Below are 24043 nucleotides of genomic sequence, written 5' to 3' on the forward strand. Positions count from 1 at the left end.
AAAACTTAATCATTTGGCTAAAATTTAGTAACATTGCTCTCTAATTATCAAAAGTTGACTGGAAGACAAAAAAAATACATCAGTCTTTTATTGAAGATACTGGTTTTCGCCCTAGCAACCTGGTATATCGTTGTGAAGGTATCCGATAGAAGCAATATTGAGAAGTTCAAAACCCTAATTGCCGGTTTGGAGCAGCATTCGGTTGTTTGGACCCTTATTTTAATTGTGGTTTTAATGCTTGTCAACTGGTTGCTTGAAGTTGTGAAATGGCGGTATCTTGCATCTAAACTGGAGCATATTTCATTTTGGAAGGCTTTCCAATCCGTTTTCTGCGGGCTTACCTGGGCTATTTTTACACCCAATAGGATTGGCGAATATGGCGGGCGGGTACTTTTTCTACAGCCCCAACATCGAGCAAAAGGAGCCGTAGCGATGGGCGTTGGATTATTTGCGCAATTGGTGCTCACAAGCGTTGCGGGGTCACTAAGTATCGCTTGGTTTATCTGTAAATTTCTTTCTACTCCTTTAACAGTACAATTTGGGGTATGGCTACTTGCTATTATCTATGCTGGAGGATTTGTCATCTTATATTTCAATGTAAAATGGATCGATTTATTGGTCGGGAAAATTAAGTTTTTGACGCGAATTAAGCCCTTCTTTGAAGTATTAGAGCATTATTCAATGCGTGAGCTCAGTATTGTTCTTTTAAATTCTTTGGCGCGATTTGTTATTTTTACTTCGCAGTATATCATCTTGATGAAGCTAACTTTGCCTGAGTTACCACTTTTATCCATGATTCTGATGATTTTTATCCTGTTTTTTGTTCAGGCAGCTCTGCCTACATTGGATATTTTTGATTTCAGTGTGAGAAGTTTTGTTGCTAGCAATCTATATAGCTATATTACCACACAAGAGATTGCTGTAATGGCTATTGTTTCCTGTATTTGGTTCGTTAATTTGATTCTTCCAGCTATATTTGGTTCTATTTTTGTTTTTAAGATTAATTTTTTCGGTGATACAAATTCTTAACTATTTATTGATCATTTTTGCCTGCGTATATGCAATTCTAGTTTTATGGATGCGCAGAGGCTGGTCCTTGATTTCAGAACCTAACCGTTCTATTAGGCCAACAATGACCGTATCTGTGATTATTGCTGCGCGGAATGAGGAGTTAAATATTAGACGCACCATTGAATCCATACTCGGGCAGAATTATCCTAATGAGCTCCTGGAGCTCATTATTATCGATGACCATTCAGACGACAACACGTCTTTGATTGTGAAAGAATATGAAGAGAAAGGTGTCAAGCTGATTCAATTGAATGAAAATGGCCGTTTGAATTCGTACAAGAAGTTGGCAATTTCAAGAGCAATAGAATGTTGTCATGGTGAAATTATTATTACCACTGATGCAGATTGCCGCATGGGATCGAACTGGTTAGCAACGGTTATCAGCACATTTGAGAAAGAAGGTGCTTATTTACAATCTTCTCCAGTGGTGTATTCAGAAGAAAAGAGTTTTTTTGAACGACTGCAGACCCTGGAATTTTTGTATTTGATAGGTCTGGGCGCTGCAGGTATTGGTAACAAAAAACCAACGACCTGTAATGGTGCTAATTTGGCCTATCGAAAGGATATTTTTAAACAAATGGGCGGATTTAAAGGGATCGACGAGCTTGCATCCGGTGATGATGAACTTTTTTTACATAAGGTGGCAGAACAATATCCCGAGCGAATAACGTTTTGTAAATCAAAAGATGCTGTTGTTTATACGGATGCCAAACCGGATTTGAAGTCATTCATTAGTCAGCGTAGACGCTGGGCTTCAAAAAGTACCAAATATAAAAATAAAGGTGTCATCGCATTAGGGATTTCCATTTGGTTCTTTAATTTATTGATTTTGTTAGCTTCGGTTCTTGCTCTTTTCGGTGTGAAATTCGTTGCTTGGGTTGTGCTTTTTGCATTGCTATTAAAGATGGTCGTCGAATTTATTTTTATTGAACCTTTGACAAGGTTTGCAAGCAGAAAGGAACTCTTATGGTATCTTCCTTTATTGAGCTTGGCTCATATCCTTTATCTGGCTTATATAGGCATATTGGGTAATGTAGGGAAGTACGACTGGAAAGGAAGGCAGGTCAAGTAGCTTATTCCTATTTTTCGACCTTTAGTTTTATTGCTTCCTCAGCTAATTTAACGATCTCCTCAATATTCTTACCCTCCGTATCCAAAGGATCTAGCACTTCCCAGGTCATATGAAGAAATGGGGTTAATGGATACATGCCATATTGTACCATTTCATATGATCCTCTAATGGCAATAGGAACAACGAGTGCATTCGGATTTTTCTTTAGTAAAGTGGCAATTCCACCAACATGAAAGGCCTTCATTTTTCCGGTTTTCGATCTTGTTCCCTCTGGAAAAATAAACGCGGACCAGTTTTTGGTTTTCATATTATTGGCAAGTTTCAATATTTCAGCAATAGATTGTTTGGGGTCATTGCGATCTATATTTGCGGCACCACCATGTTTTAAGTTGAAGGAGATGCTAGGTATGCCACTGGCAAGTTCTATTTTAGAAATAAATTTCCCATGAAATCTACGCAAGAAATAGATCATTGGAGGAATATCAAAAGTACTTTGATGATTTGCTACAAAGACAATGGGTTGTCCTGTTGGAATATTTTTATTGTCGATAAATGTCACCCGATTAAATAGCGTGTAATAGCAGGCAACGAGGCAGGCATTTAATATATCTACACTCTTTTTATGTGCATTGTATCCACCCAGCTTTAAACATAACCACTGTATGGGGTGGAAAATAATTAGGGATAAACCAAAACAAAACCAAAATATAATAGATAGGAAATAGCCTAAAAACTTCTTCATAAACGTTATTTAATGATACAAATATATCATTAAGCAATGATTTTTGAAAAATATTGATTTTATAATCTTTTGTTTTAACATTATTAATATTATCTTTAATAATGTTAATGATGTTATTATTTAATGAAAAAAATACCGGTTGATTGCCCTTGTTGTGAAGCGAAGTTAAAAGTCGCTAAATTGGTGTGTGACTCCTGTGAAACCGAAGTTGTAGGTAAGTTTTCTTTACCTGTGTTGATGCAGCTTACTGTAGAGGAGCAAGAATTTGTTTTGAATTTTTTGATGCACTCAGGGAGTTTAAAAGAAATGGCAAATCAGATGGGCAAATCCTATCCGACGGTCCGTAATATTCTCGATGATCTGATTCGCAAATTGAAATCGCTTGATCATACAAACAATGGAAGCAGGAATAGAAGTATTTAGCAGTCTGGGCAATCGAATGATTGATAAACAAAGAATTATATCAAGATGAAAAATAATACGCTTTATACCGAAAGCCAATCTTTTTTTAGCTGGTGGCTCTGTCTGATCCTTTTATCTGTCAGTGTGGCCAGTTTTTCTGTGCATTGGCATGAGCTCTTGCGGTTGAATTTTGCTCCATTATTTCAATTACCGGGGTTTTGGATCAATTTGGTATTATGGGGATTGTTTGGCGTTCTACAATTAAGAACTACTATTCGTGAAGATGGAATTGAAGTCTATTTTTTTCCGTTTAATTTCTATCGTAAAAGGATGGGTTGGACAGATATTCGTGCTGTTGAAGTACGAAAATATAACCCGATTGGTGAGTTTGGTGGATGGGGTTTTCGGAGAGGGAAGAAAGGGCTGGCTTTTTCAGCTCGTGGTAATATGGGCTTACAACTTACATTGGAAACTGGTAAGGTATTACTTATTGGGACCCAAAATCCAGTAGAAATCGAAAAGTTGAGCTTATCTCAATTCTTAAAAAATGAAAGTTAAACAGATTTTTCAGAATCCATTTGCGGAATTGCCGGAGTGGAAACTATTCTTTGCTGGTGTTATCGGATTTTTGTTATCAAGCTATGTTATTTATTTATCGGGCCAGCAGTTTAATGGATTTATGCATTTCTATCAACCAGATATAGGGGTTTCCATATGGGCTGTCTTGGGCGTTCATGCCTGTATGGTTTTGGCTCCTTTTACATTTCTTTACGGTGCAGGGTTGTTATTAAACAGAAAGACCAGAATCATTGATGTCATGAATGTCGTTTTGATTATACCATTTCCGCTCTATCTTGCCTTATTTTTAGGGAAATTGTTAAACCAGGATAAATTCACGGATCAAGTATTAAAAGCAGTGCAAAACGGCGATCATACATTGGCCGGAGTTGATAAAACTGAGCTATTTTTATTTGGTATGTTTGGAATAATCAGTTTGTTATTGCTATTCTACCAATTCTATTTATTGGTTAAGGGTATGAATGTAGCCGTTAATAATAAGAAGATTGAAATCAGTATAGTATTTGTGGCATTATATTTTATATTGGATTTATGCATACAGTTTAATTTCTAGTAAAAAACGACAATGAGAAAATTTTTATATCTATTTATCATTTGTTTTCATTTTTCATGTACCCTCGCGCAGACATTTGATGGCTCATGGAAGGGCGAGGTTGAGGTTTCGGGGCAGAAGCTGCTGCTGGTGTTCAACATTCAAAAAGATAGCACAGGGAAGTGGAATGGAACCTTTGAGAGTCCGATGCAAACAGCGCAGAAATTTGCAATCACTCAAATACGTATAGAGCACGATTCCATTTGGATGGACGTTAGGAATATAGGTCTTCTGTATGCTGGCTTTTTAGACCGGGATAAAGATGTTATGAAAGGAGTGATGAAACAAGGTCCTTTTGAATCTGCTATGATTTTGGTACGAAGCGAGAACGAACAGAGTGGGCTTTCTCGTAAGCAGGATGTTTTCCCCCCTTATAGCTATATGGAAGAGGAAGTTTCGTTTAGAAATAGTGCAGGCAATGCATTTCTGACGGGCTCTCTGACTTATCCTAAAAATGGAGGGCCATTTCCTGCGGTGGTATTAGTCAATGGTAGTGGTCAACAAAATAGAGATTCTGAGGTGTTTGGTCACAGGCCATTTAAGGTGCTTGCTGATCATCTTACGAAAAACGGTTTTGCCGTATTACGTTACGATGACAGGGGAGTAGGTGGCTCCAAAGGAGAAGTTAATTTAGCGACAACGATTGACTTCGCTTCTGATGCTAACGCTGCAGTTGATTTTCTAAGCAAAAAAGCTGTAGTTGATGTCGATAAAATCGGGATGATTGGCCATAGTGAGGGAGCGCTAATTGCCGAAATCGTGGCATCCGAGAATAGTAAAGTAAACTATATTGCACTCCTGTCTGGACCTGTGATCAAAGGAGATTCTTTGCTGATTTTACAAAGCGATGCTTTAGGAAAAGCGGGCGGATTATCTGAAGCTGCATTGCAGACCAATAAAGCAAATAATCGAAAATTGTATACTATTCTATTGAAAGACGAGCCACCAAAGGCGTTGGCCGAATCGTTGGAAAAAGAACTTATTCAGCAAAATAACGGGAATCCACTGTCTCCTGATATGAAAATTAAACTTAGTCCAATGATGAGCCCCTGGTTTAGAACGTTTCTTCGCATCGATCCAGCTTATTATCTGAAGCAGGTGAAAGTACCGATTTTCGCTTCCTTCGGCGGAAAGGATGTTCAAGTCCCGGCGAATGAAAACATCTATTGTCTGCAACACCTGCATTTAAACACCACCGACGTCATCATTAAGGATTATCCTAATTTGAATCACCTTTTTCAAAATGCGCAAACAGGAAAAATTGAAGAATATTTTGAAAACTCAGAGAGCTTTAATGAACAATTGATGGATGACCTTACGAAATGGCTTAAACTGAAGACAAATTGATTTAATCAACTGAATGCCGCGAATCTTAATATTTTTTCCGGATCAAATAAGCTTAAAGAAATCGGGACCATTTAATCGTACATTAAATGGTCCTGACTATATTAGATCAACCTGACTGTATTAGAACAAGGGATATCTCTTTGAAGTGCGCTATTCCAGTTAGGGTGTTGTATTGGCGACAGGAAGTATTTTCCCATTGAAATAGTGATGCCCATTTTGAGCGAAATCTGCAATATAGCGTCCCATTTCAAAGGCTAAAGTACCCGCTTCAACGCCTGGAAAAGCAGCTTCGAACATTTCAGTCTGTGCAGATCCTAAGGCTAGACAGTTCACTTTAATTCCCTTTTCCTTAAATTCCTCTGCTAAGCATTCTGTAAGCACTGCTAATGCAGCTTTGCTGGTTGAATATGCCGAAAGTCCGGGAAACTTCATGGATCCCTGAAATCCGCCCATACTGCTAATATTGACAATATGTGAGCCTGATTGCATCATGGGAACAACGTGTTGGATCATATTGACGTGTCCCATCACATTGGTTTGTAGCATTTCAGCAAAATCCTTTCCATCAGTTTCCATAAATGGCTTATTGATGAGTGCTCCAGCATTGTTAATCAAGATATCAACCTTATCAAATTTTGATTGGATGAAGGGAACAAGAGTAGCATAGTCATCGTAGACAATATCAAATTGGGCCGGATATAAAGTGCCACCATCATAATTTAGCTGACCGGCAATTTCATGAAGTTTTCTCAGTTTGTCCGCTGATCTAGCCAATGCAATTACTTTATTGTCCTTTTTAGAGGTCAAATCCAGTACGGCTTCAAATCCAACACCACTGCTTGCGCCTGTAATAATAATATTTGCCATGTTTATTCTTCTAGTTTTTGACTTTGTTCAACTTCTTCTGCTGAAGGTAATTTGTCCTCTCCAATTGCCTGCGGATGAAAGATAAAATAAATTCCCGAAAGAGCAACGAGAGCGGAAATAATATAAAATAATAAGGTGATCAAAACCGCATTGTGAGAGTCTACCTGGAATATGCCAGCTCCCCACATAATCACAAGTTCACGCATGCCCAATCCCCCAACAGAAAACGGAATGATTGAAACCAAAGAAGATGCAAGGAATAAAAATAGGTACGGAGAGAACTTACCGCTAAAACCTAAGGCATAAAGAATGAGAATTGCTGCGAGAACCTGCATTGATTGTACACCAATAGCCTTTAAATGTGCTCTTAGAAATGTTGCCTTGTATTCCTTAAAGAACTTGGTTACGATAAAGTAATAGAGAACGCTCCCTATAATAAATAATATGATGGTCAGATAGTTTGGAATCCCTAGCTGTGGCATATAGGTAACCAGCGCTGCAATGATTAGGCATAGTGCCCATAGTCCGCTTAATCTATCTAAAAATAAGGCTGTAAATAATTTTCGTCCTTTAATATTGAATCGTTTCCTGAGGAAGAATATCTTATAACCATCTCCCCCAACGCCACCTGGTAAAATGAGGTTGTAAAATAAGCCAAGTTGGTATAGTTTTAAATTATATTTTTCCGTAACATCCAGACCGATTGCCTTTAAAAAGGTCAATAAGCGCGAAGAGGAAATAAAAATAGAGATACTATAAGCAACTAGAGCAAAGAATAGATAGAGCGGATTGGAGTTGATTACCGCTTCTTTCAGATCCTTTAGAGATACCTTGCTGAATACCCAGTATAAGGCGCCCACAGTAACGACAATCTTTGCTATATTTTTGGCTATTTTTAGCCCTTTTTTTTTATCCATATAAATTATACATCCAATCTTGTTCGGCTGTAATTAGCTTTTTGGAGAATCCAAAGTTAGAAACTTTGGCGAATTGTGCAATTACACTTAAGCAATCGTTGGGTAAATTCTTGAATACAATAATATCAAATATAAAATACCAAAGATAGTAGCAAGAGAAAATAGCCAATTTAGGTCAATTCTGTTATATTTGTGCTTGAGCACAGCGATCATTAATCCAATGATGAAGCAAAATAACAAGATAGGAGCGATGAGAGCTATCTTGTTCGTAAAAGCAAGGCTGATTTGATTCAATTTGCTTTTTGCTTCCTGTCCTAAAAAAAGCGGATAAGAAGCAAAGGCCAATAAAATGATAAATAACCTTAACAGCGTTTTTGCGATTATTTTGCTTATGGTATGATTTTTGGCTGTAATTTTCATGTTTTGTGGATTAATTTACCCCAAAAATACAATTTGAAATTAAAATTTATAGATATGAATCGATTCGTTTTATCATTAGCAACTATTTTTGCTACGGTGACCTTATTTTCTTGTGGAGCACAAAAGCAAGGTACATCAACTGGAAATCTTTCTTCCAACACGAGTGCAGCTTCTGGTCCAAGCGCTTCGGATTGGAAATCCGCTGTAAAAGGTACATGGACGTTGAATACAATCGATAGAGAGAATTTACCTTCTTCATTCACGATTAAAAGTGTATTTGAAGAAGCTCCTGCAGAATGTTTCGTAGGTAGTACATGGAATTTTATTGGAAATGGTAAAGGATCTATTACTTTTAATGCGCAAGGAACTTTATGTGCTCCGGGTGCATCACGTGAGATCTTTTGGTCTATCTATAATCCTGGAAAAGGCTTAGGAGAACCTCAGTTTCAATTTAAAAAGATTTATGCAGGCGATAAAGCGAAGAACGTAACAACAGGTTACCGTTTGGATTTATCTTATTCGGATGGGAATAAATTAGTTATGCGTATGCCATTGACTGTTGCTAACGGAGAAGCCTATTTAGTGTTTAATTTTACGCGTTCGAACTAAACGTAAACGATAAAAGAAGAATAACAGAAAGCTATAGGAATTCCTATGGCTTTTTTTGTTTAAAATTTAATACTTTTACACTCCCAATTCATTATGATTTATTTGTGTCATAGGCTGCGGAATTTACCGATACAGTGAAAAAGCCAACTATGCATGATAATCTTATGAGCGTATAAGCTTATTTTAAGTATGAAAATGGGATATATACCTAACGATTTCGTCAGGTATTGCTTAATCTAGAGAGAAACATGGCTGAACAAAACACGAAAACTGCTTTAATAACAGGTATAACAGGACAAGATGGTGCCTATCTAGCAGAATTCCTATTGAAGAAAGGTTACAAAGTACACGGTTTAAAGCGTCGCAGTTCTTTATTCAATACAGATCGTATTGATCATCTTTATCAAGATCCCCATCTTGACAATAGAAATTTCACATTGCATTTTGGTGATTTGACGGATTCAACCAACTTAATCCGTATTATACAGGAAACACAGCCTGACGAAATTTACAATCTTGCGGCGCAATCTCACGTAAAAGTTAGTTTTGATACGCCGGAATATACTGCAAATGCCGATGGTATCGGTACATTGCGGATTCTTGAAGCAGTCAGATTATTGGGATTGATTGAGAAAACCCGTATCTATCAGGCTTCTACTTCCGAACTGTATGGATTGGTGCAAGCGGTTCCACAAAGTGAAACAACACCTTTTTATCCGCGAAGTCCTTATGCTGTAGCAAAAATGTACGGTTATTGGATTACTGTCAATTATCGTGAAGCCTATAAGATGTATGCTTGTAATGGAATTTTATTCAATCATGAGAGCCCTGTAAGGGGAGAGACTTTTGTGACACGTAAAATTACAAGGGCTGTAGCAAAAATTGCGCTAGGGCTGCAGGATAAATTATATCTTGGTAATTTGTCGGCACAACGCGACTGGGGGCATGCCAAAGATTATGTAGAAGCAATGTGGTTGATTCTACAACAAGAAACCGCAGAAGATTTTGTTATTGCTACAGGTGTGACAACAACTGTAAGGGACTTTGTTCGCATGGCTTTTGCAGAATTGGGAATCGAGATTGAGTTCAGTGGAAAGGGAGAGCAGGAGAAGGGGGTAATTATCGATATTGACGAGGAGCGCCTAGCCCAGTTAAATATTGATAAGTCGCTGATTAAATTCGGTCAGACTGTTGTCAAAGTTGATCCAGCATATTATAGGCCAACTGAAGTCGATTTACTAATTGGTGATCCGACTAAAGCAAATACAAAACTTGGATGGACGCCAAAATATGATCTTCAGATGCTGGTAACAGATATGGTACAATCCGATCTTCACCTGATGAGAAAGGAAGAATACTTAAAACAAGGCGGATTTGAGACCTTGAATTATTTTGAATAATTCATAATTGGTAATAAAAAATAAAACTGGAATAATTTTTGTTTAAACATTCAATAGTATAAATTTATAGATTTATACCTATGAATATGACAGTATATTATGATAAATTCAGAAGTTGTTTCGAGTAAGAAAGAAGAAGAGAAGAAGAAAGATTCTTCGAAGATTTACTTCTTTATCATTGCGATAGCAGCATTACTTGCAACGAATATATATTTTTATGTCAAGTTTAAGACCAATGGTGAAAAGGTCTATACACTTACAGTAGAAAAAGAAAATTTGCAGGTACAAATCGATCGTATTGAAGCTGAATTGGATAAAATTGATGTAGAAAATGTTCAATTGACTCCAGAGATGTCCGTGCAGAAGGATGATTCTAGAGCTGAGATCGCAGAGCTTCGTAAAAAACTTGAAAATAAGAGTATTACTGCGAAAGATATCGATGAAGCACAGCACAAGATCAATCAGCTTAAGAAGCAGGTGGATACTTATCGTGTAAATGTGCAACGGCTGATTCAGGAAAATCAGATTTTATCGAAGCAAAACTCCAACTTGAGCGAATCTGTTGTCGAAAAAGAAAAACAGATTACTTCATTAGTTACATCAAATTCGGATCTGAAAGAGAAGGTCGCGACTGCTTCAGCATTAAAGGTTTCAAGCATCAGTATAAATGGCCTTGAAGTCAAAAAGAATGGAAAGGAATTTGTAGAAGAACGTGCTAAAAAAATCGATAAGTTAAAAATCAACTTTACCATTGCTGATAATCCGTTGGCTAAAAGTGGAGAACGTGATATATATGTTAGAATTATCGATCCACAGGGAAATCTGGTCGTGCAAGGCGATAATATTTTCTATGTACATGGCGAGAAATTACAATATACTTTTAAACACAATATTTTATTTACCAACAAAGGTGAAGATTATATCGTCTATTGGGCAGCAGAAGAAGGATTCTCTAAAGGGGCCTATACGGTTTTGTTATATGAAGATAATGCAATCATGGGACGATCTACTGTTGTATTGCGTTAAAAATAGATACACTATAAACAAAAAAGCTCTTTGCGGTCATGCAAAGAGCTTTTTTGTTTATAGTATACTGTTCTTGTTATACTGATCCTTAAAGCAAAATAATAAGGCTATCCATTAACTGGTTAGTTTTATAGCTATCAGTGTTTGAGTTATACCCTAATTGAACGCTATATTTTTATCTACATCAGTTGGTGTGACAGCTTCTTCTTTACACAAATGGAGTGGTAGGTCCTTATTTAGAGACACTGGAGATAGAGCGCATATAAGCTTTCCTCGATGTCTTATTTTTGTTGATTGCTATCTACACATATTAAGACTCTATCTGTTGCAAAGGAAGCAGTATATGGAAGGTTGTACCTTCGCCTTCTACAGTCTCAAAATAAATTTGCCCATTACTGGCTTCAATTGTTTTTTTGACAAGAACTAGCCCTAAACCATTTCCTGAACTCTTTGTCGTGAAATTAATCTGGAAAATTCTATCCTGCATCTCTTTGGGAATTCCATAACCATTGTCTTTGATGTCTATCTTGACAAATTTGTCTGAGTAGCGTTCAATGAAAATCTCGATCTTCATGTTTTTTCGCCCATAACCGCCTTCAATCGCATTTTTTATTAAGTTATTGAAGGTTCTCAATAATTCATTACCATCAGCCTTAACAATTAGGGTTTTGTGATCGGCATTGTTAATGAGACGAATACTTACATTTGGTGTATTGTTGTACAAGGAAATGGACTTTGTTACTTTTTCTACAATATTGATGTTTTCCATTACCGTATTTGGGAATTTTGCGAAGTGCGAAAATTCTGAGGCAATATGCGTCAATGCATCGATTTGTTCGATAAATGAAGTGGAGAATTTATTGAAGCGATCTGGAAATTTAGGGTCTTCATCTTTGTACGATCTACGGAGTTGCTGAATGCCTAATTTCATTGGGGTCAGCGGATTTTTGATTTCATGGGCTATTTGTTGAGCCATCTCGCGCCAAGTGGATTCTCGCTCAGTATCTTTGATTTTATTGGCATAGTCCTCAAGTTTTATGATCATGAGATTATATTCTTTGATCAATGTACCTATTTCATCATTTCGTTGCCAAAACAGAGGTTCGTTGGGTTGTCCCAGGCGTAGTTGTGAGATCTTCTTACTGATGATGCTCAATGGATTGGTGACACTGTTGGCCACAAATGTCGCATAAAAACCAAAGCCTATGATGATCAGCGAATAAATGTTCACTATTGTATTTAAAAGAAGATTCTTATTAATATTTTCTTCCTTCTGAAGCGAGAAGTTTGGTATACCTATATAAGCGAGTGTATTATAGTTTTTGTCCCTAATGGTTGCATAACTGGTCTCAAATTGAAAAGTTCCTATACGCTCATCTTCAATCGTCTCCGATTTTTTTAAGATAGAAAGATTCTTCAGTGCAGCTGGATTAATGAAAGTAGAGAAAAGTTCCAGATCGTAGATTCTACGTTGCGAGCTATAAAGCAACCTGCCTGATTTGGAATAAAGATTGAAGTCTTTGGAAATTGTTTCAGATAATGTCTTGAGCATGCTGATAAGCTGCGTCTCGGTGGATGTTTCATCTGTGTAGGTCAACATATTTTCCATCCGTTTGCCCAATTCGATAATAAAACGTTCCTTACTTGCTTTATTGTTATTATAAAGTTGCTTGTTGATACTTATATACGAAATTACTGCAGATATGAGGATAGCTAGTATTACCGATGAGATAATGGAGGTTTGAATACGTGTAGAGTACTGTATTTTATTTACTATTTTGTAGAACTGATATTTTAAATTACGGAAAGTTAGCTTGGTATTCTTAAGAAAGATATAGAATGATTTTATGAAATGGAAAAACATGAAAATCATAAAAAATACCAGGAACAAAAATGAAGTAGTCGCTAGATAGTCCCAAAAAGAAGGTTTTTGTTTACTGATAACATATGTTGAGAATTTATTGGCAACATAAGCCATATGTAGGTATGCATCACGGTCCAGTACTTGAATATATTCTCCTGGAACACCTTTCAGCCCCCTTAAATTGTTCTCGTAGGTATATTTCCCAAACTGTGTTATTAAAGAACCTCCTTTATAGAGGGCTATCGAATAATCCCCTTTATTATAATATTGCGAATTGTTGATCCGCATATCGGTGAGGATTTCGGGATAGGGAACCGTATAACTAAAATCTTTATTGGAAAGATTGATGATGACATTGACAATCCTATTTTGGTCAATGGTGACAGGAATAATGGAGAAGTATTCATGCGTACCTAATTCCGCACTGGCACGGTAGAAGTTCTGCGTGACTTTTATCGACTTGTTGATTACCTTTTCTCGATATTCATTGATCTTATTCTGACTGGCTGGATTGAGCGGAATATTATTCTGATCATAATAATATGCTTTGAACTCGTACTTGGAAAGATAGCCACTAAAGTATTTTTTCTTGATAAAATCGTTGATCCCCTCGGTATTGGTATAGGGAAGGCTGATATTAAATAAGTGTTTTAATTCTTGATCGTTTGCTAAGCTACTTTCAATATCAGAGAATAATGAGACAGCATTGACATCATCTTCTGATTGTAGATTACTCAACAAGATTTTCATGTCGATTAAGTTCCGTTCCTGATAGAAACGTGCGTGCGTGATCGCACTTATGATTGCCCAAAGTATCAGTACAGCAATATAATTTGTTAATATATGTCTATCGAAATACTTCTCGCCAAATGATTTAATAAGGATGATCAGCGCGAGTAGCAAATTGACCAGGCTATTTTTCTCTATATAAAAGGAAATGATCAGGATGACAAAAATGACACATGCCAGTTGAATATTGAGCAGCTGCGTCGGTTTTAATTCTAATTTTTTAAGAAAAAATAGTACAAGATCAATGTAGATACTTAAAGCCAAAATACCCATGCCAACAATGCCTAGATCTACCCAACTTAAAAAATGTAAATCGACAAGTTTTGTGAAATCAAAATAGATGTTGTTGGAGTGTGTAATCAATGTACCAGCGATGTCATACAATAGACCGAACGATAGATATATACTTAGAATAAATCCGATTGCGATAGGAATTCTAAAGAGCCGGATGTTTTTTATTTTGTCAAAGTTGAGCTCTTTGCGAATTGAATAGATAAATAGAACCAACCATAGCACCAATATGGTGGTGGACATCACGGACCATATATTAGGGAAGAAGCGATTATAGGCGTAATTCCGTGAGTCGAAAATTGAAAATGTCGCATTTTCGGACAGCAGGTTCCACTTAAGATCGGCAAATTTGACAAGGCTAAATATCGACAATAGCAGTATCGCAGACCACCAGGCCCTTCCTGTCTTGGCCATATGTAAGCAGAGGCTATTGAAGAAGATCAGTAACGCGATCCAGGCAAGGAGCCAGCAGAAGAATTGCAAAATTGTATAGGCATTTTCATGCTCTCCATCTTTTAGCTTAACGGAGAACAGATAAGACCCCTCATTGCTATAGATATTTTTAATGGTGACCGTGTCTGTATAGGAGGCGATGTCAATATTTCTGGAGTCGAAGAAGTTTCTCCGCAAAGAGCTATTTAAATAGGGGTTGTTGTTATTTGTATAGCCTTTTACAATAATATAGGCGAGTATACTGATATTGCCAATTGTTTTTTTTCGAACAACGTAAGAACGGTTATCATCCTGAATAAAATTGGATTTTTCTGGAAATCCCTGATCTGTGATAGGCACGAATAGATGTGTGCTCCACATCTTCGGTTCATGGTCCTTAAAAAGAAATAGAAAAACCTTCTCGTTGGTTTTAAATTTTTCAAAAGCCTGATAAACTGCTATCGGATACTGATCGTAGTTTTTAAATGTTTTGAGCAGGAGTGAATCATTGAAAATACGATCGACTTTTTTTTCTTGTTGCGCGATGTAGTCATTGAGTGATTTTGTATCAATGTCTAGTATTTCCTTATTGGTAACAGATTCTTTAATGGTGATAGCTGTTCCTATAAAGCATAAAGTCAAGATAAGTAAGAGTAGTCGAATTTTTATACCAGAATTCACGTTCATCAATTTACATTATTGTAAATATAAAAAAAAGTCCTTGCTTTCTTAGGGCAAGGACTTTTATATTATTTTTCTGGATTGCTTATTTTCATGGGCCAGAAAGAATCTTCATTAGGTTTTCGTAGCTGTTGATGCTAGCGAAAACATGAAGGATTTACTATGCTAATTAAACGTGTGGCTCTTCTTGACGGAAGATTTTAGCAGTCAAATACTCACGGTTTAGACGAGCAATGTTTGTTAACTTGATACCAACAGGACATTCTGCTTCGCAAGCTCCCGTGTTGGTACAGTTACCGAAGCCTTCTGCATCCATTTGATCAACCATTGCCTGCGCACGTTCGTAACGCTCAGTTTGACCTTGAGGTAATAAGGCAAATTGAGAGACTTTTGCAGATACAAATAACATTGCAGAAGCATTTTTACATGCAGCAACACAAGCACCACAACCGATACATGTAGCCGATTCGAAAGCTTCATCAGCAATACGTTTGGGGATAGGAATCGTGTTGGCGTCAGGAACACCTCCTGTATTGATATTAACATATCCACCTGCTTGTTGAATGCGGTCAAAAGCCGTACGGTCTGTTGCAAGGTCTTTCAATACCGGGAATGCAGCAGCTCTCCAAGGTTCGATGACGATTGTCTGTCCATCGTGGAAGCTACGCATGTGCAATTGACATGTTGTGGTACCTTCTTTAGGACCGTGAGGGCGACCGTTGATTACTAATGAACACATCCCGCAGATACCTTCACGACAGTCGTGATCGAAATATACAGGATCTTCTCCTTTACGAGTCAATTCTTCATTGACAATATCAAGCATCTCTAAGAAAGACATATCATCAGCGATATCGTTTGCCTGATAAGTTACAAATTGACCTTTATCTTTATCATTTTTTTGACGCCAAACTTTCAGCGTTAAATTCATATGTTGTGCCATGATAATTTTCCTTCTTATTTATAACTTCTTTGTGTTAACTGAACGTTCTCGAATACCAAGTCTTCCTTGTGTAATTCCTCAGGTACATTGTCTCCTTTATATTCCCAGGCAGATACATAGGCGAATTCATCATCGTTACGTTTTGCTTCACCTTCTTCAGTTTGGCTTTCTAAACGGAAGTGACCACCACAAGACTCAGCGCGTTGCAATGCGTCAACAACCATTAACTCTCCTAACTCTAAGAAGTCAGCTACGCGACCAGCTTTTTCTAAAGAAAGATTTAATTCTTCGTTCTCTCCAAGTACTCTAACGTTTGTCCAGAATTCTTTTTTCAACTCTTGGATCAAACCTTGTGCTTTTTGTAATCCTTCAGCTGTACGAGCCATACCACAATATTCCCACATGATGAGACCTAGTTTTTTGTGGATATCATCAACAGTTTCTGTACCGTTTAAAGACAACAATTTGTTGATTTTGTCTTCAACTTCCTTACGTGTAGCTTCGAACGCTGGGTGGCTGTGATCTACTGGTGCGAATGAACCTAATTTAGCTAAGTAATCACCCACAGTGTAAGGGATCACGAAATAACCATCAGCAAGACCTTGCATCAATGCAGATGCACCTAAACGGTTTGCACCGTGGTCAGAGAAGTTACACTCACCTAAAGCATACAAACCTGGGATTGTAGTCATCAAGTTGTAGTCAACCCATACACCACCCATTGTATAGTGAACAGCAGGGTAGATACGCATTGGTTGTTTGTAAGGGTTTTCGTCAGTGATTTGGTAGTACATGTCAAATAAGTTACCATATTTAGCACGTACAGCGTCTTCGCCTAGACGACCGATCGCTTCTTTGAAATCCAAGAATACGGCGAAACCAGTTTTTCCAACACCGCGACCATCATCAACAGCTTCTTTTGCATTACGTGATGCTACGTCACGTGGTACCAAGTTACCGAATGAAGGGTATTTACGCTCCAAGAAATAGTCTCTGTCGTCTTCTTTGATATCATTGGCTTTGATCTCACCTTTACGTAATCTTTCTGCCATTTCTTGAGTTTTAGGAACCCATACACGGCCGTCATTACGTAAAGACTCTGACATCAATGTCAATTTAGATTGGTGATCTCCTGTTACCGGGATACACGTTGGGTGAATTTGAGTATAACAAGGGTTAGCAAAGTAAGCACCACGTTTGTGTGCTCTCCAAGCTGCTGTAACGTTACATCCCATTGCATTTGTAGACAAGAAGAATACGTTACCGTAACCACCAGTACACATCAATACTGCATGTGCAGCATGAGTTTCGATTTTACCGGAAACCAAGTCACGAGTTACGATACCTTTAGCATGACCATCGATCATAACCAAGTCTAACATCTCATGACGCGTATAAGATTTTACTTTTCCTTTTTTGATTTGACGGTTTAACGCTGAATAAGCGCCCAACAACAATTGTTGTCCCGTTTGACCGCGTGCATAGAAGGTACGGCTTACCTGAGCACCACCGAAAGAACGGTTGTCCAATAAACCACCATATTCACGTGCAAAAGGAACACCTTGCGCAACACATTGGTCGATGATGTTGACAGATACTTCTGCCAAACGGTAAACGTTTGCCTCACGTGAGCGGTAGTCACCACCTTTGATTGTATCGTAGAATAAACGGAAAACAGAGTCTCCGTCGTTTTGGTAGCTTTTTGCTGCGTTAATACCACCTTGTGCCGCAATAGAGTGCGCACGACGAGGTGAATCTTGGTAACAGAAGGTAATTACATTATATCCTAATTCGGCTAAAGATGCCGCTGCAGATGCACCAGCAAGACCTGTACCAACAACAATAACAGTAAATTTACGTTTGTTAGCAGGGTTAACCAACTTAAGATTAAATTTATGATTTGACCACTTTTGGGCTAATGGGCCCGCTGGTACTTTTGAATCTAACATATCTCTTAATTTTATATTGATCGATAAAGCCTGAGCTTTATCTTAAAAGATTCTGAATTATTTAAAGAAGAAAAACAATGGCATTATTGCAAAGCCAATTGGAATTAATACCCCAAATACCCAAACACCGATTGCTCTGATGATTCCAATATATCTTCTGTGGTTAAAACCTAAAGTTTGGAATGCAGATTGGAAACCATGAATTAAGTGGAATGCCAAAGCTGCCATCGCAATAACATACAAAGCTACCAATGCAACATTTTTGAATGCAAAGTCAACTTGCTTGTACAAATCTCTCGCTTTTAAGATTTGAACATTGTTTTCTACCGTTTCTTGGTAGTCGTGGAATTCAGAAGCTTGAAGTTCTCTCGCTGTGGTTTGTCCAGTTGCCAAATCAGTACGGTATTCGATGTACGGCACTTCATCATTGTGAAACTTCCACCAAAAATTAGACATGTGCGTAGCTAAGAATACTAAAATGACAGTACCTAAGATACCCATGTTGCGTGAATTCCACTTGCTGTTTGCTTGACCATCATATTTGGCATAACCAATAGGACGAGCGGCCTTGTTTTTCATCGACAATGTAATAGCGTAGATGACGTGAACAATTACCGAAGCATACAATAAGTAAGAAACAACTTTGATTGGTGTAAAGTGAGTCATAAAATAGGCGTACTTGTTGAACGCTAGACCCGCATCATCTTTAAATAATTGCAAGTTACCAACCAAGTGAACAACTAGGAATAAACATAGGAAGATTCCTGTTAAGCTCATGATTAGCTTCTTCCCAATCGAAGAACTGAAAACTGGCTTTGATTTACTCATTATCCTTGTAATTTAATTTGAATTAGGCAAATCTACTATTTGCTATTAAATATGATACCATTTTGACAAGAAAAAGCAATAATTTAGAACGGTTCTAAAGTTTATTGAAATAAAAAGTCCGTTTTGAATAAAAACGGACTTTTAAACAGTATATGAACAAGCTTTAAAGAACTATAGGATACTGAATAATCTATAGCCTAAACCGATACTCCACATGTTGATTTTGGGATTTGCCTGGCTCTCGTTGTTGACTTTGTTTAAGCCCATTTCATATCTTACATCGACACGTAAGCTTGAAATGTCAGCACCTACACCAAATGCCCAAGACGTACCACTTTTTTTGTAGTTATTTGGGTTCAATTGGTCAATGACTTTATCTTGCTTGTCATCGACTTTAAATGAAAATATTGGGCCAGTTTGAATCCTTGCTCCAATCGGACCTAAACCAAAGCGTTTGCCTAATAATACCGGAACATCGACCGTTGTAAATTTTACATCTGTCGATTCGCCATTTTCTGCTTTCACTGTCGTGTTTTTACCTGTTAAGTAAACCTCAGGCTGAATATGGAATCCCAATACACCAACACGTCCATAAAGACCTGCTTGGTAGCCTGCTTTCGTGTCAGAATTGAAATATTTTCCATCGCTTTTAAGTTTAGAGAAGTTCAAGCCTCCTTTTACACCCACCTCAAACCCTGGCAAAAGCTGCGCCTGTGCCGTTGCTACGCTACCACAAATCAAAAGTAATGCTGGTAAAATCTTTTTCATAATCTTTTATTTATGTATATATTGTATCTTTAAACAAACTTTTACAGTTCAGTAAAGATATACAAATTTTATACCTAAATCTGAGTTATGCTGAAAATTAACGAAGAACAGTGGCAAGTAGCCAAAGAAAAACTCCGTCGCAAGTACAACCACTTAAGTGATGAAGATTTAGCTTTTCAAGCAGGAGAGGAAGATAAACTGATCAATAGATTGTCTTTACGTTTGGGACGGAAGCCTTCCTATGTTTTATTTACGATAGGTAAAGAGATTCAGGATATTAGTAGCAACCGATTATGAGTGATGCCATTAGTTGGAGCGATTTTGAGAAAGTGGATTTACGGGTAGGAACTATTTTAGAAGCAAAAGACTTTCCAAGAGCTAAAAAGCCAGCATATCAATTGAAACTTGATTTCGGCGATGAAATTGGTGTATTACAGAGTAGTGCCCAGATTACAGTACACTACAACAAAGAGGAGTTGATTGGGAAGCAAGTTGTCGCAGTTGTGAACTTTCCCAAAAAGCAGATCGCTAATTTCTTTTCTGAGTGTCTAGTGACCGGATTTCCGGACGAAAATGGAGATATTATTTTGACATCTGTCGACAAAAAATTACCAAATGGATCTAAACTTAGCTAAGTTTGTACCATGACATTTATAGATTTTGAAGGAACACAACTCATCGATAGTGACGAGTCGTTCATGCGTATGGCATTGAATGAAGCTAAGGTCGCTTACGAAGAGGGAGAGGTGCCGATTGGAGCGGTTATTGTTCATCGAGGACGTGTTATAGGGAAAGGTCATAATTTGACGCAGCGATTGAATGATGTAACAGCTCACGCGGAGATGCAGGCTTTTACAGCAGCAGCAAATTACCTTGGGGGCAAATACCTGGATGAATGTACATTATATGTTACTATTGAGCCTTGTATTATGTGTGCCGGTGCAGCCTATTGGACACATATTGGTAAAATAGTCTATGGAGCCAAAGATGAAAAACGTGGCTATTCTCATTTTCACGATAAAATATTACACCCCAAAACTGTCATTACACATGGCGTTTTGCAGGACGAATGTGCGGATTTGGTAAAATCATTTTTTCGTCAAAAACGGTAGAGAAATATTGGATTTATTGTAACACATAAAAACATAACGGTGTATATTGTGTTATATTTGTATGTATAAACGAAGTAATAAACATTTAAATTAAAATAGATATGGCATTTGAATTAGAAGCGTTACCATACGCAGCCGACGCATTGGAACCACATATTGACAAAACTACAATGGAAATCCACCACGACAGACACCATCAGGCATATGTGGATAACTTAAATAAAGCAATCGCAGGAACAGACGCAGAAAACTTATCCCTATTGGATATTGTTAAAAATGTAAGTAAATACAGCGCAGCAGTACGTAACAATGGTGGTGGTCACTATAACCACTCTTTGTTTTGGAAGGTTTTAGGCCCAAATGCAGGTGGAGCTCCAACAGGTGAATTAGCCGAAGCAATCAATGCTACATTTGGTTCATTTGATGAGTTGAAAAAACAACTTCAAGCTGCTGGTGCAACTCGTTTTGGCTCAGGATGGGCTTGGTTAATCGTTGGTGCTGATGGTAAATTGGCCGTAACTTCTACACCAAACCAAGACAATCCATTGATGGATGTTGCTGAAGTAAAAGGAACTCCTATTTTAGGTATCGACGTTTGGGAGCACGCTTATTACTTGAAATTCCAAAATAAACGTCCGGCGTATTTAGAAGAAATTTTTAATGTTATCAATTGGGATGCCGTAGCTGAAAATTATGCTGCAGCAAAATAATTGATCATTTGATAGCGCAATAGAAAAGCGACAATAATAATTTATTGTCGCTTTTCTATTTTATAAACAAAATCTAGTGGGTATTTGTTTATAGGGCATGAATTTAACTCCAATAGTTCAGGGAAGATAAACGGAAAGAAGAAGGGTAATTATTTATGAGAAATATTCTGATACTTTTAACAGCACTTTTTGTATTGAACTCCTGCCAGGGGCAGCAGCAAGGGCTTCGGGTAAAGAAACCTGATTTCACCAAATTGCCTGAAAAAAATACGGCGAGTTTGGATACCGCAACATTTGCTGCAGGATGTTTTTGGTGTACTGAGGCACAATTTAAAGAGTTAAAGGGTGTTGTACATGTTATTTCAGGATATACTGGCGGATGGGTAGCAAATCCAAGTTATGCACAGGTTTGTACCGGAAGTACAGGGCACGCGGAAGCAACCAATATTATTTTTGATCCAAAAGTGATCAGCTACGACAAACTATTGGAGGCCTTTTTTGTAGCGCACGATCCAACGGAGCTCAATCGTCAAGGGAATGATGTTGGCACCCAATATCGTTCAGCTATTTTTGTGCACAATAAAGAGCAGCTTGATAAGACGCAATATTATCTTTCGGCGTTAGAGAAGGAGCATGTTTTCAATAAACCTATTGTAACAGAAGTAGTTCCGGCAACAGTATTTTATCCGGCAGAAGACTATCATCAAGATTATTATAGATTAAATGGAAAAGAGCCATACTGCCAATTGGTGATTAAACCGAAATTGGAAAAATTTAAACGTATCTTTTCCAAGGTGCTCAAAGAGGGACAGTAACTTTGGGTATTCATAAAATTTGAGGTAATTTTACTTCTATTAACGCTATTTAGTGTCATGCTAACAAGTTGAAACCATGGTTTCTGATGCAAATAATGGAATGAACGAACTTGATCGCTTCATGATTCCTAAATAGTATTTTTTGGATGAATAATTAATAATTGTAATATGTCTAAAGGATTTTTTACAGTTCCTGTTCCTACCAATGAACCGGTGTACACATACGCTGTCGGAACGAAAGAACGTAAATTGTTGAAAGCAGCAATTGATGAGGCACGTTCGAAACAAATCGATATCCCAATGTATATTGGTGGTAAAGAAATCACTACTTCTAAAAAAGTAAACCTAGCTCCTCCACATGACCACCAACATATTTTAGGTCAATACAATCAAGGCGATAAATCTCACGTAACAGATGCAATCAATGCAGCTTTAGCGGCAAAAAAGGATTGGGAAAACCTTACTTGGGAAGATCGTGCTGCGATATTCTTAAAAGCTGCTGAATTGATTTCGGGAAAATACCGTTATGAATTGAATGCTGCTACGATGTTGGGGCAATCGAAAAACCCATATCAGGCAGAAATTGATTCGGCATGTGAGATTGTGGATTTCTTGCGTTTCAATGTACAATACATGAGCGAAATCTATAAACAACAACCCCCTATATCGGGTAAAGGTGTTTGGAACCGTGTAGAACAACGTCCTCTTGAAGGTTTTGTATTTGCATTGACTCCATTCAATTTTACAGCTATTGCGGGTAATCTACCTTCCTGTGTTGCAATGATGGGTAATGTTGTGGTATGGAAACCATCCAATACCCAAATTTATTCAGCAAATGTATTGATGAAAATTTTCCGTGAAGCGGGTCTTCCCGATGGTGTAATCAACTTGGTGTATGTTTCAGGTCCTGATGCAGGTGACGTAATTTTCCAACACCCAGATTTCGCAGGTATCCACTTCACTGGTTCAACAGGAGTATTTCAGGATATCTGGAAGACGATCGGTAACAATATCCACCGTTATAAAACGTATCCACGTATCGTCGGTGAGACTGGTGGTAAGGATTTTATCGTTGTACACCCTTCGGCCGATTTAAAAGCTGCAAATACAGCTTTGGTTCGTGGTGCTTTCGAATACCAAGGTCAAAAATGTTCTGCGGCATCGCGTGCATACATTCCTAAATCCTTGTGGCCTGCATTGAAAGAATCTATGACGACTGACGTAAAATCTTTTACAATCGGTGGAACAGAAGATTTTACAAACTTTTTCAATGCTGTAATTGATGAGAAGTCATTTGATAAATTAGCGAAGTATATCGACAGAGCTAAAGAATCTAATGACGCAGAAATTGTAGTTGGTGGTACATACGATAAATCTAAAGGATATTTCATTCATCCAACAATCATTGAGGCTTCAAAACCGGATTACGAGACAATGGTTGAGGAATTGTTTGGACCTGTCTTGACCGTATATGTTTACGAGGATGCTAAGTTTGAAGAAACCTTAGATATTGTTGATACAACATCTATTTATGCCTTGACTGGATCAATCATTGCGCAAGATCGCTATGCCATTAATTTAGCAACAGATAAATTAAGACATGCCGCTGGTAACTTCTACGTGAATGATAAGTGTACAGGTGCTGTCGTAGGTCAACAACCGTTTGGTGGTGCTAGAGGCTCGGGTACAAACGACAAAGCGGGATCAATGATCAATTTGCTTCGTTGGGTGTCTCCTCGTACAATCAAAGAAACATTTAATCCAGATACAGATTATAGATACCCTTTCTTGGAAAAGGGAGAATAAGGAAGCTCGCA

24 protein-coding genes are annotated in these 24043 nt (G+C 37.7%); 15 read left to right on the forward strand and 9 right to left on the reverse strand.

All coding sequences use genetic code 11. The features are described 5' to 3' along the window. Window positions 1-54: 54 nt before the first annotated feature. Together K2F45_RS02855 and K2F45_RS02860 are read left to right on the forward strand one after the other, a co-directional pair. Window positions 55-1029, forward strand: a complete 975-nt coding sequence (locus tag K2F45_RS02855) for a lysylphosphatidylglycerol synthase domain-containing protein (protein WP_075994618.1) — start codon at window positions 55-57, stop codon at window positions 1027-1029. Then, a complete protein-coding gene (locus tag K2F45_RS02860) occupies window positions 1013-2143 on the forward strand; it encodes a glycosyltransferase (RefSeq protein WP_075990884.1) in 1131 nt (376 codons plus the stop codon). The genes K2F45_RS02855 and K2F45_RS02860 overlap by 17 nt, the downstream gene beginning before the upstream one ends. A 7-nt stretch (window positions 2144-2150) precedes the next feature. Here the strand turns inward: K2F45_RS02860 and K2F45_RS02865 are convergent, their stop codons facing one another. Continuing rightward, window positions 2151-2885 (reverse strand): lysophospholipid acyltransferase family protein, encoded by a 735-nt coding sequence (locus tag K2F45_RS02865; RefSeq protein ID WP_075990885.1) that lies wholly within the window; start codon window positions 2883-2885, stop codon window positions 2151-2153. A gap of 123 nt (window positions 2886-3008) precedes the next feature. Between K2F45_RS02865 and K2F45_RS02870 the strand changes: the two genes are divergently transcribed. Genes K2F45_RS02870 through K2F45_RS02885 form a run of 4 tightly spaced genes read left to right on the forward strand, consistent with a single transcriptional unit; the run spans window position 3009 to window position 5805 of the window. Further along, on the forward strand, window positions 3009-3308 hold the full coding sequence (locus K2F45_RS02870; RefSeq protein WP_075990886.1) for a DUF2089 family protein: 300 nt from the start codon (window positions 3009-3011) through the stop codon (window positions 3306-3308). Between the two features lie 45 nt (window positions 3309-3353). After that, complete coding sequence (locus tag K2F45_RS02875; RefSeq protein ID WP_075990887.1) at window positions 3354-3845, forward strand: hypothetical protein; 492 nt, start codon at window positions 3354-3356, stop codon at window positions 3843-3845. Next, on the forward strand, window positions 3835-4419 hold the full coding sequence (locus tag K2F45_RS02880; protein WP_075990888.1) for a hypothetical protein: 585 nt from the start codon (window positions 3835-3837) through the stop codon (window positions 4417-4419). The genes K2F45_RS02875 and K2F45_RS02880 overlap by 11 nt, the downstream gene beginning before the upstream one ends. Before the next feature lie 12 nt (window positions 4420-4431). Continuing rightward, window positions 4432-5805: an alpha/beta hydrolase family protein gene (locus tag K2F45_RS02885; protein ID WP_248932986.1), complete on the forward strand. Its 1374-nt coding sequence runs from the start codon at window positions 4432-4434 to the stop codon at window positions 5803-5805. A gap of 159 nt (window positions 5806-5964) precedes the next feature. On the opposite strand, the gene K2F45_RS02890 is transcribed toward K2F45_RS02885, so the two are convergent. The 3 genes from K2F45_RS02890 to K2F45_RS02900 form a co-directional block, all read right to left on the reverse strand. Next, complete coding sequence (locus tag K2F45_RS02890) at window positions 5965-6672, reverse strand: SDR family NAD(P)-dependent oxidoreductase (RefSeq protein WP_075990890.1); 708 nt, start codon at window positions 6670-6672, stop codon at window positions 5965-5967. 2 nt (window positions 6673-6674) lie between these two features. Next, entirely contained in the window at window positions 6675-7589 is a 915-nt protein-coding gene (locus K2F45_RS02895) for a lysylphosphatidylglycerol synthase transmembrane domain-containing protein (protein ID WP_075990891.1), read from the reverse strand. An 87-nt stretch (window positions 7590-7676) separates the two neighbouring features. Then, complete coding sequence (locus K2F45_RS02900) at window positions 7677-8009, reverse strand: hypothetical protein (RefSeq protein WP_046674904.1); 333 nt, start codon at window positions 8007-8009, stop codon at window positions 7677-7679. 54 nt (window positions 8010-8063) lie between these two features. On the opposite strand from K2F45_RS02900, the gene K2F45_RS02905 reads away from it, so the two are divergent. From K2F45_RS02905 to K2F45_RS02915, 3 genes are all read left to right on the forward strand, one after another. Further along, window positions 8064-8618, forward strand: a complete 555-nt coding sequence (locus tag K2F45_RS02905; RefSeq protein ID WP_248932987.1) for a lipocalin family protein — start codon at window positions 8064-8066, stop codon at window positions 8616-8618. 248 nt (window positions 8619-8866) lie between these two features. Then, window positions 8867-10018 (forward strand): GDP-mannose 4,6-dehydratase, encoded by a 1152-nt coding sequence (gene gmd / locus K2F45_RS02910; RefSeq protein ID WP_075990892.1) that lies wholly within the window; start codon window positions 8867-8869, stop codon window positions 10016-10018. Window positions 10019-10117: 99 nt separating this feature from the next. Beyond that, window positions 10118-11044: a hypothetical protein gene (locus tag K2F45_RS02915; protein ID WP_157625880.1), complete on the forward strand. Its 927-nt coding sequence runs from the start codon at window positions 10118-10120 to the stop codon at window positions 11042-11044. 310 nt (window positions 11045-11354) lie between these two features. Here K2F45_RS02915 and K2F45_RS02920 read toward each other — a convergent pair whose 3' ends face one another. The 5 genes from K2F45_RS02920 to K2F45_RS02940 form a co-directional block, all read right to left on the reverse strand. After that, window positions 11355-15107 (reverse strand): ATP-binding protein, encoded by a 3753-nt coding sequence (locus K2F45_RS02920; protein ID WP_248932988.1) that lies wholly within the window; start codon window positions 15105-15107, stop codon window positions 11355-11357. A gap of 163 nt (window positions 15108-15270) precedes the next feature. Beyond that, a complete protein-coding gene (locus K2F45_RS02925) occupies window positions 15271-16044 on the reverse strand; it encodes a succinate dehydrogenase/fumarate reductase iron-sulfur subunit (RefSeq protein WP_172840644.1) in 774 nt (257 codons plus the stop codon). Between the two features lie 14 nt (window positions 16045-16058). Then, entirely contained in the window at window positions 16059-17993 is a 1935-nt protein-coding gene (locus tag K2F45_RS02930) for a fumarate reductase/succinate dehydrogenase flavoprotein subunit (RefSeq protein WP_075990894.1), read from the reverse strand. A gap of 57 nt (window positions 17994-18050) precedes the next feature. Continuing rightward, window positions 18051-18821, reverse strand: coding sequence for a succinate dehydrogenase cytochrome b subunit (locus tag K2F45_RS02935; protein ID WP_046674909.1), 771 nt, complete (start codon window positions 18819-18821; stop codon window positions 18051-18053). A 171-nt stretch (window positions 18822-18992) separates the two neighbouring features. Next, window positions 18993-19589: a porin family protein gene (locus tag K2F45_RS02940; protein ID WP_075990895.1), complete on the reverse strand. Its 597-nt coding sequence runs from the start codon at window positions 19587-19589 to the stop codon at window positions 18993-18995. An 87-nt stretch (window positions 19590-19676) separates the two neighbouring features. Between K2F45_RS02940 and K2F45_RS02945 the strand changes: the two genes are divergently transcribed. The 6 genes from K2F45_RS02945 (at window position 19677) to pruA (ending at window position 24032) form a co-directional block, all read left to right on the forward strand. After that, window positions 19677-19886, forward strand: a complete 210-nt coding sequence (locus K2F45_RS02945) for a hypothetical protein (RefSeq protein ID WP_070561956.1) — start codon at window positions 19677-19679, stop codon at window positions 19884-19886. Continuing rightward, complete coding sequence (locus K2F45_RS02950) at window positions 19883-20224, forward strand: tRNA-binding protein (RefSeq protein WP_075990896.1); 342 nt, start codon at window positions 19883-19885, stop codon at window positions 20222-20224. The genes K2F45_RS02945 and K2F45_RS02950 overlap by 4 nt, the downstream gene beginning before the upstream one ends. 9 nt (window positions 20225-20233) lie before the next feature. Next, the gene (locus K2F45_RS02955; protein ID WP_075990897.1) at window positions 20234-20701 is read left to right on the forward strand and encodes a nucleoside deaminase; all 468 of its coding nucleotides are present in this window, start codon (window positions 20234-20236) and stop codon (window positions 20699-20701) included. A gap of 101 nt (window positions 20702-20802) precedes the next feature. Next, window positions 20803-21411, forward strand: a complete 609-nt coding sequence (locus tag K2F45_RS02960; protein WP_075990898.1) for a superoxide dismutase — start codon at window positions 20803-20805, stop codon at window positions 21409-21411. Between the two features lie 155 nt (window positions 21412-21566). Beyond that, window positions 21567-22226, forward strand: a complete 660-nt coding sequence (gene msrA, locus K2F45_RS02965; protein WP_075990899.1) for a peptide-methionine (S)-S-oxide reductase MsrA — start codon at window positions 21567-21569, stop codon at window positions 22224-22226. 168 nt (window positions 22227-22394) lie between these two features. Continuing rightward, window positions 22395-24032, forward strand: a complete 1638-nt coding sequence (gene pruA, locus K2F45_RS02970) for an L-glutamate gamma-semialdehyde dehydrogenase (protein ID WP_075990900.1) — start codon at window positions 22395-22397, stop codon at window positions 24030-24032. Window positions 24033-24043: the final 11 nt, after the last annotated feature.

Source organism: Sphingobacterium siyangense, assembly GCF_023277505.1.
GTDB lineage: Bacteria > Bacteroidota > Bacteroidia > Sphingobacteriales > Sphingobacteriaceae > Sphingobacterium > Sphingobacterium siyangense.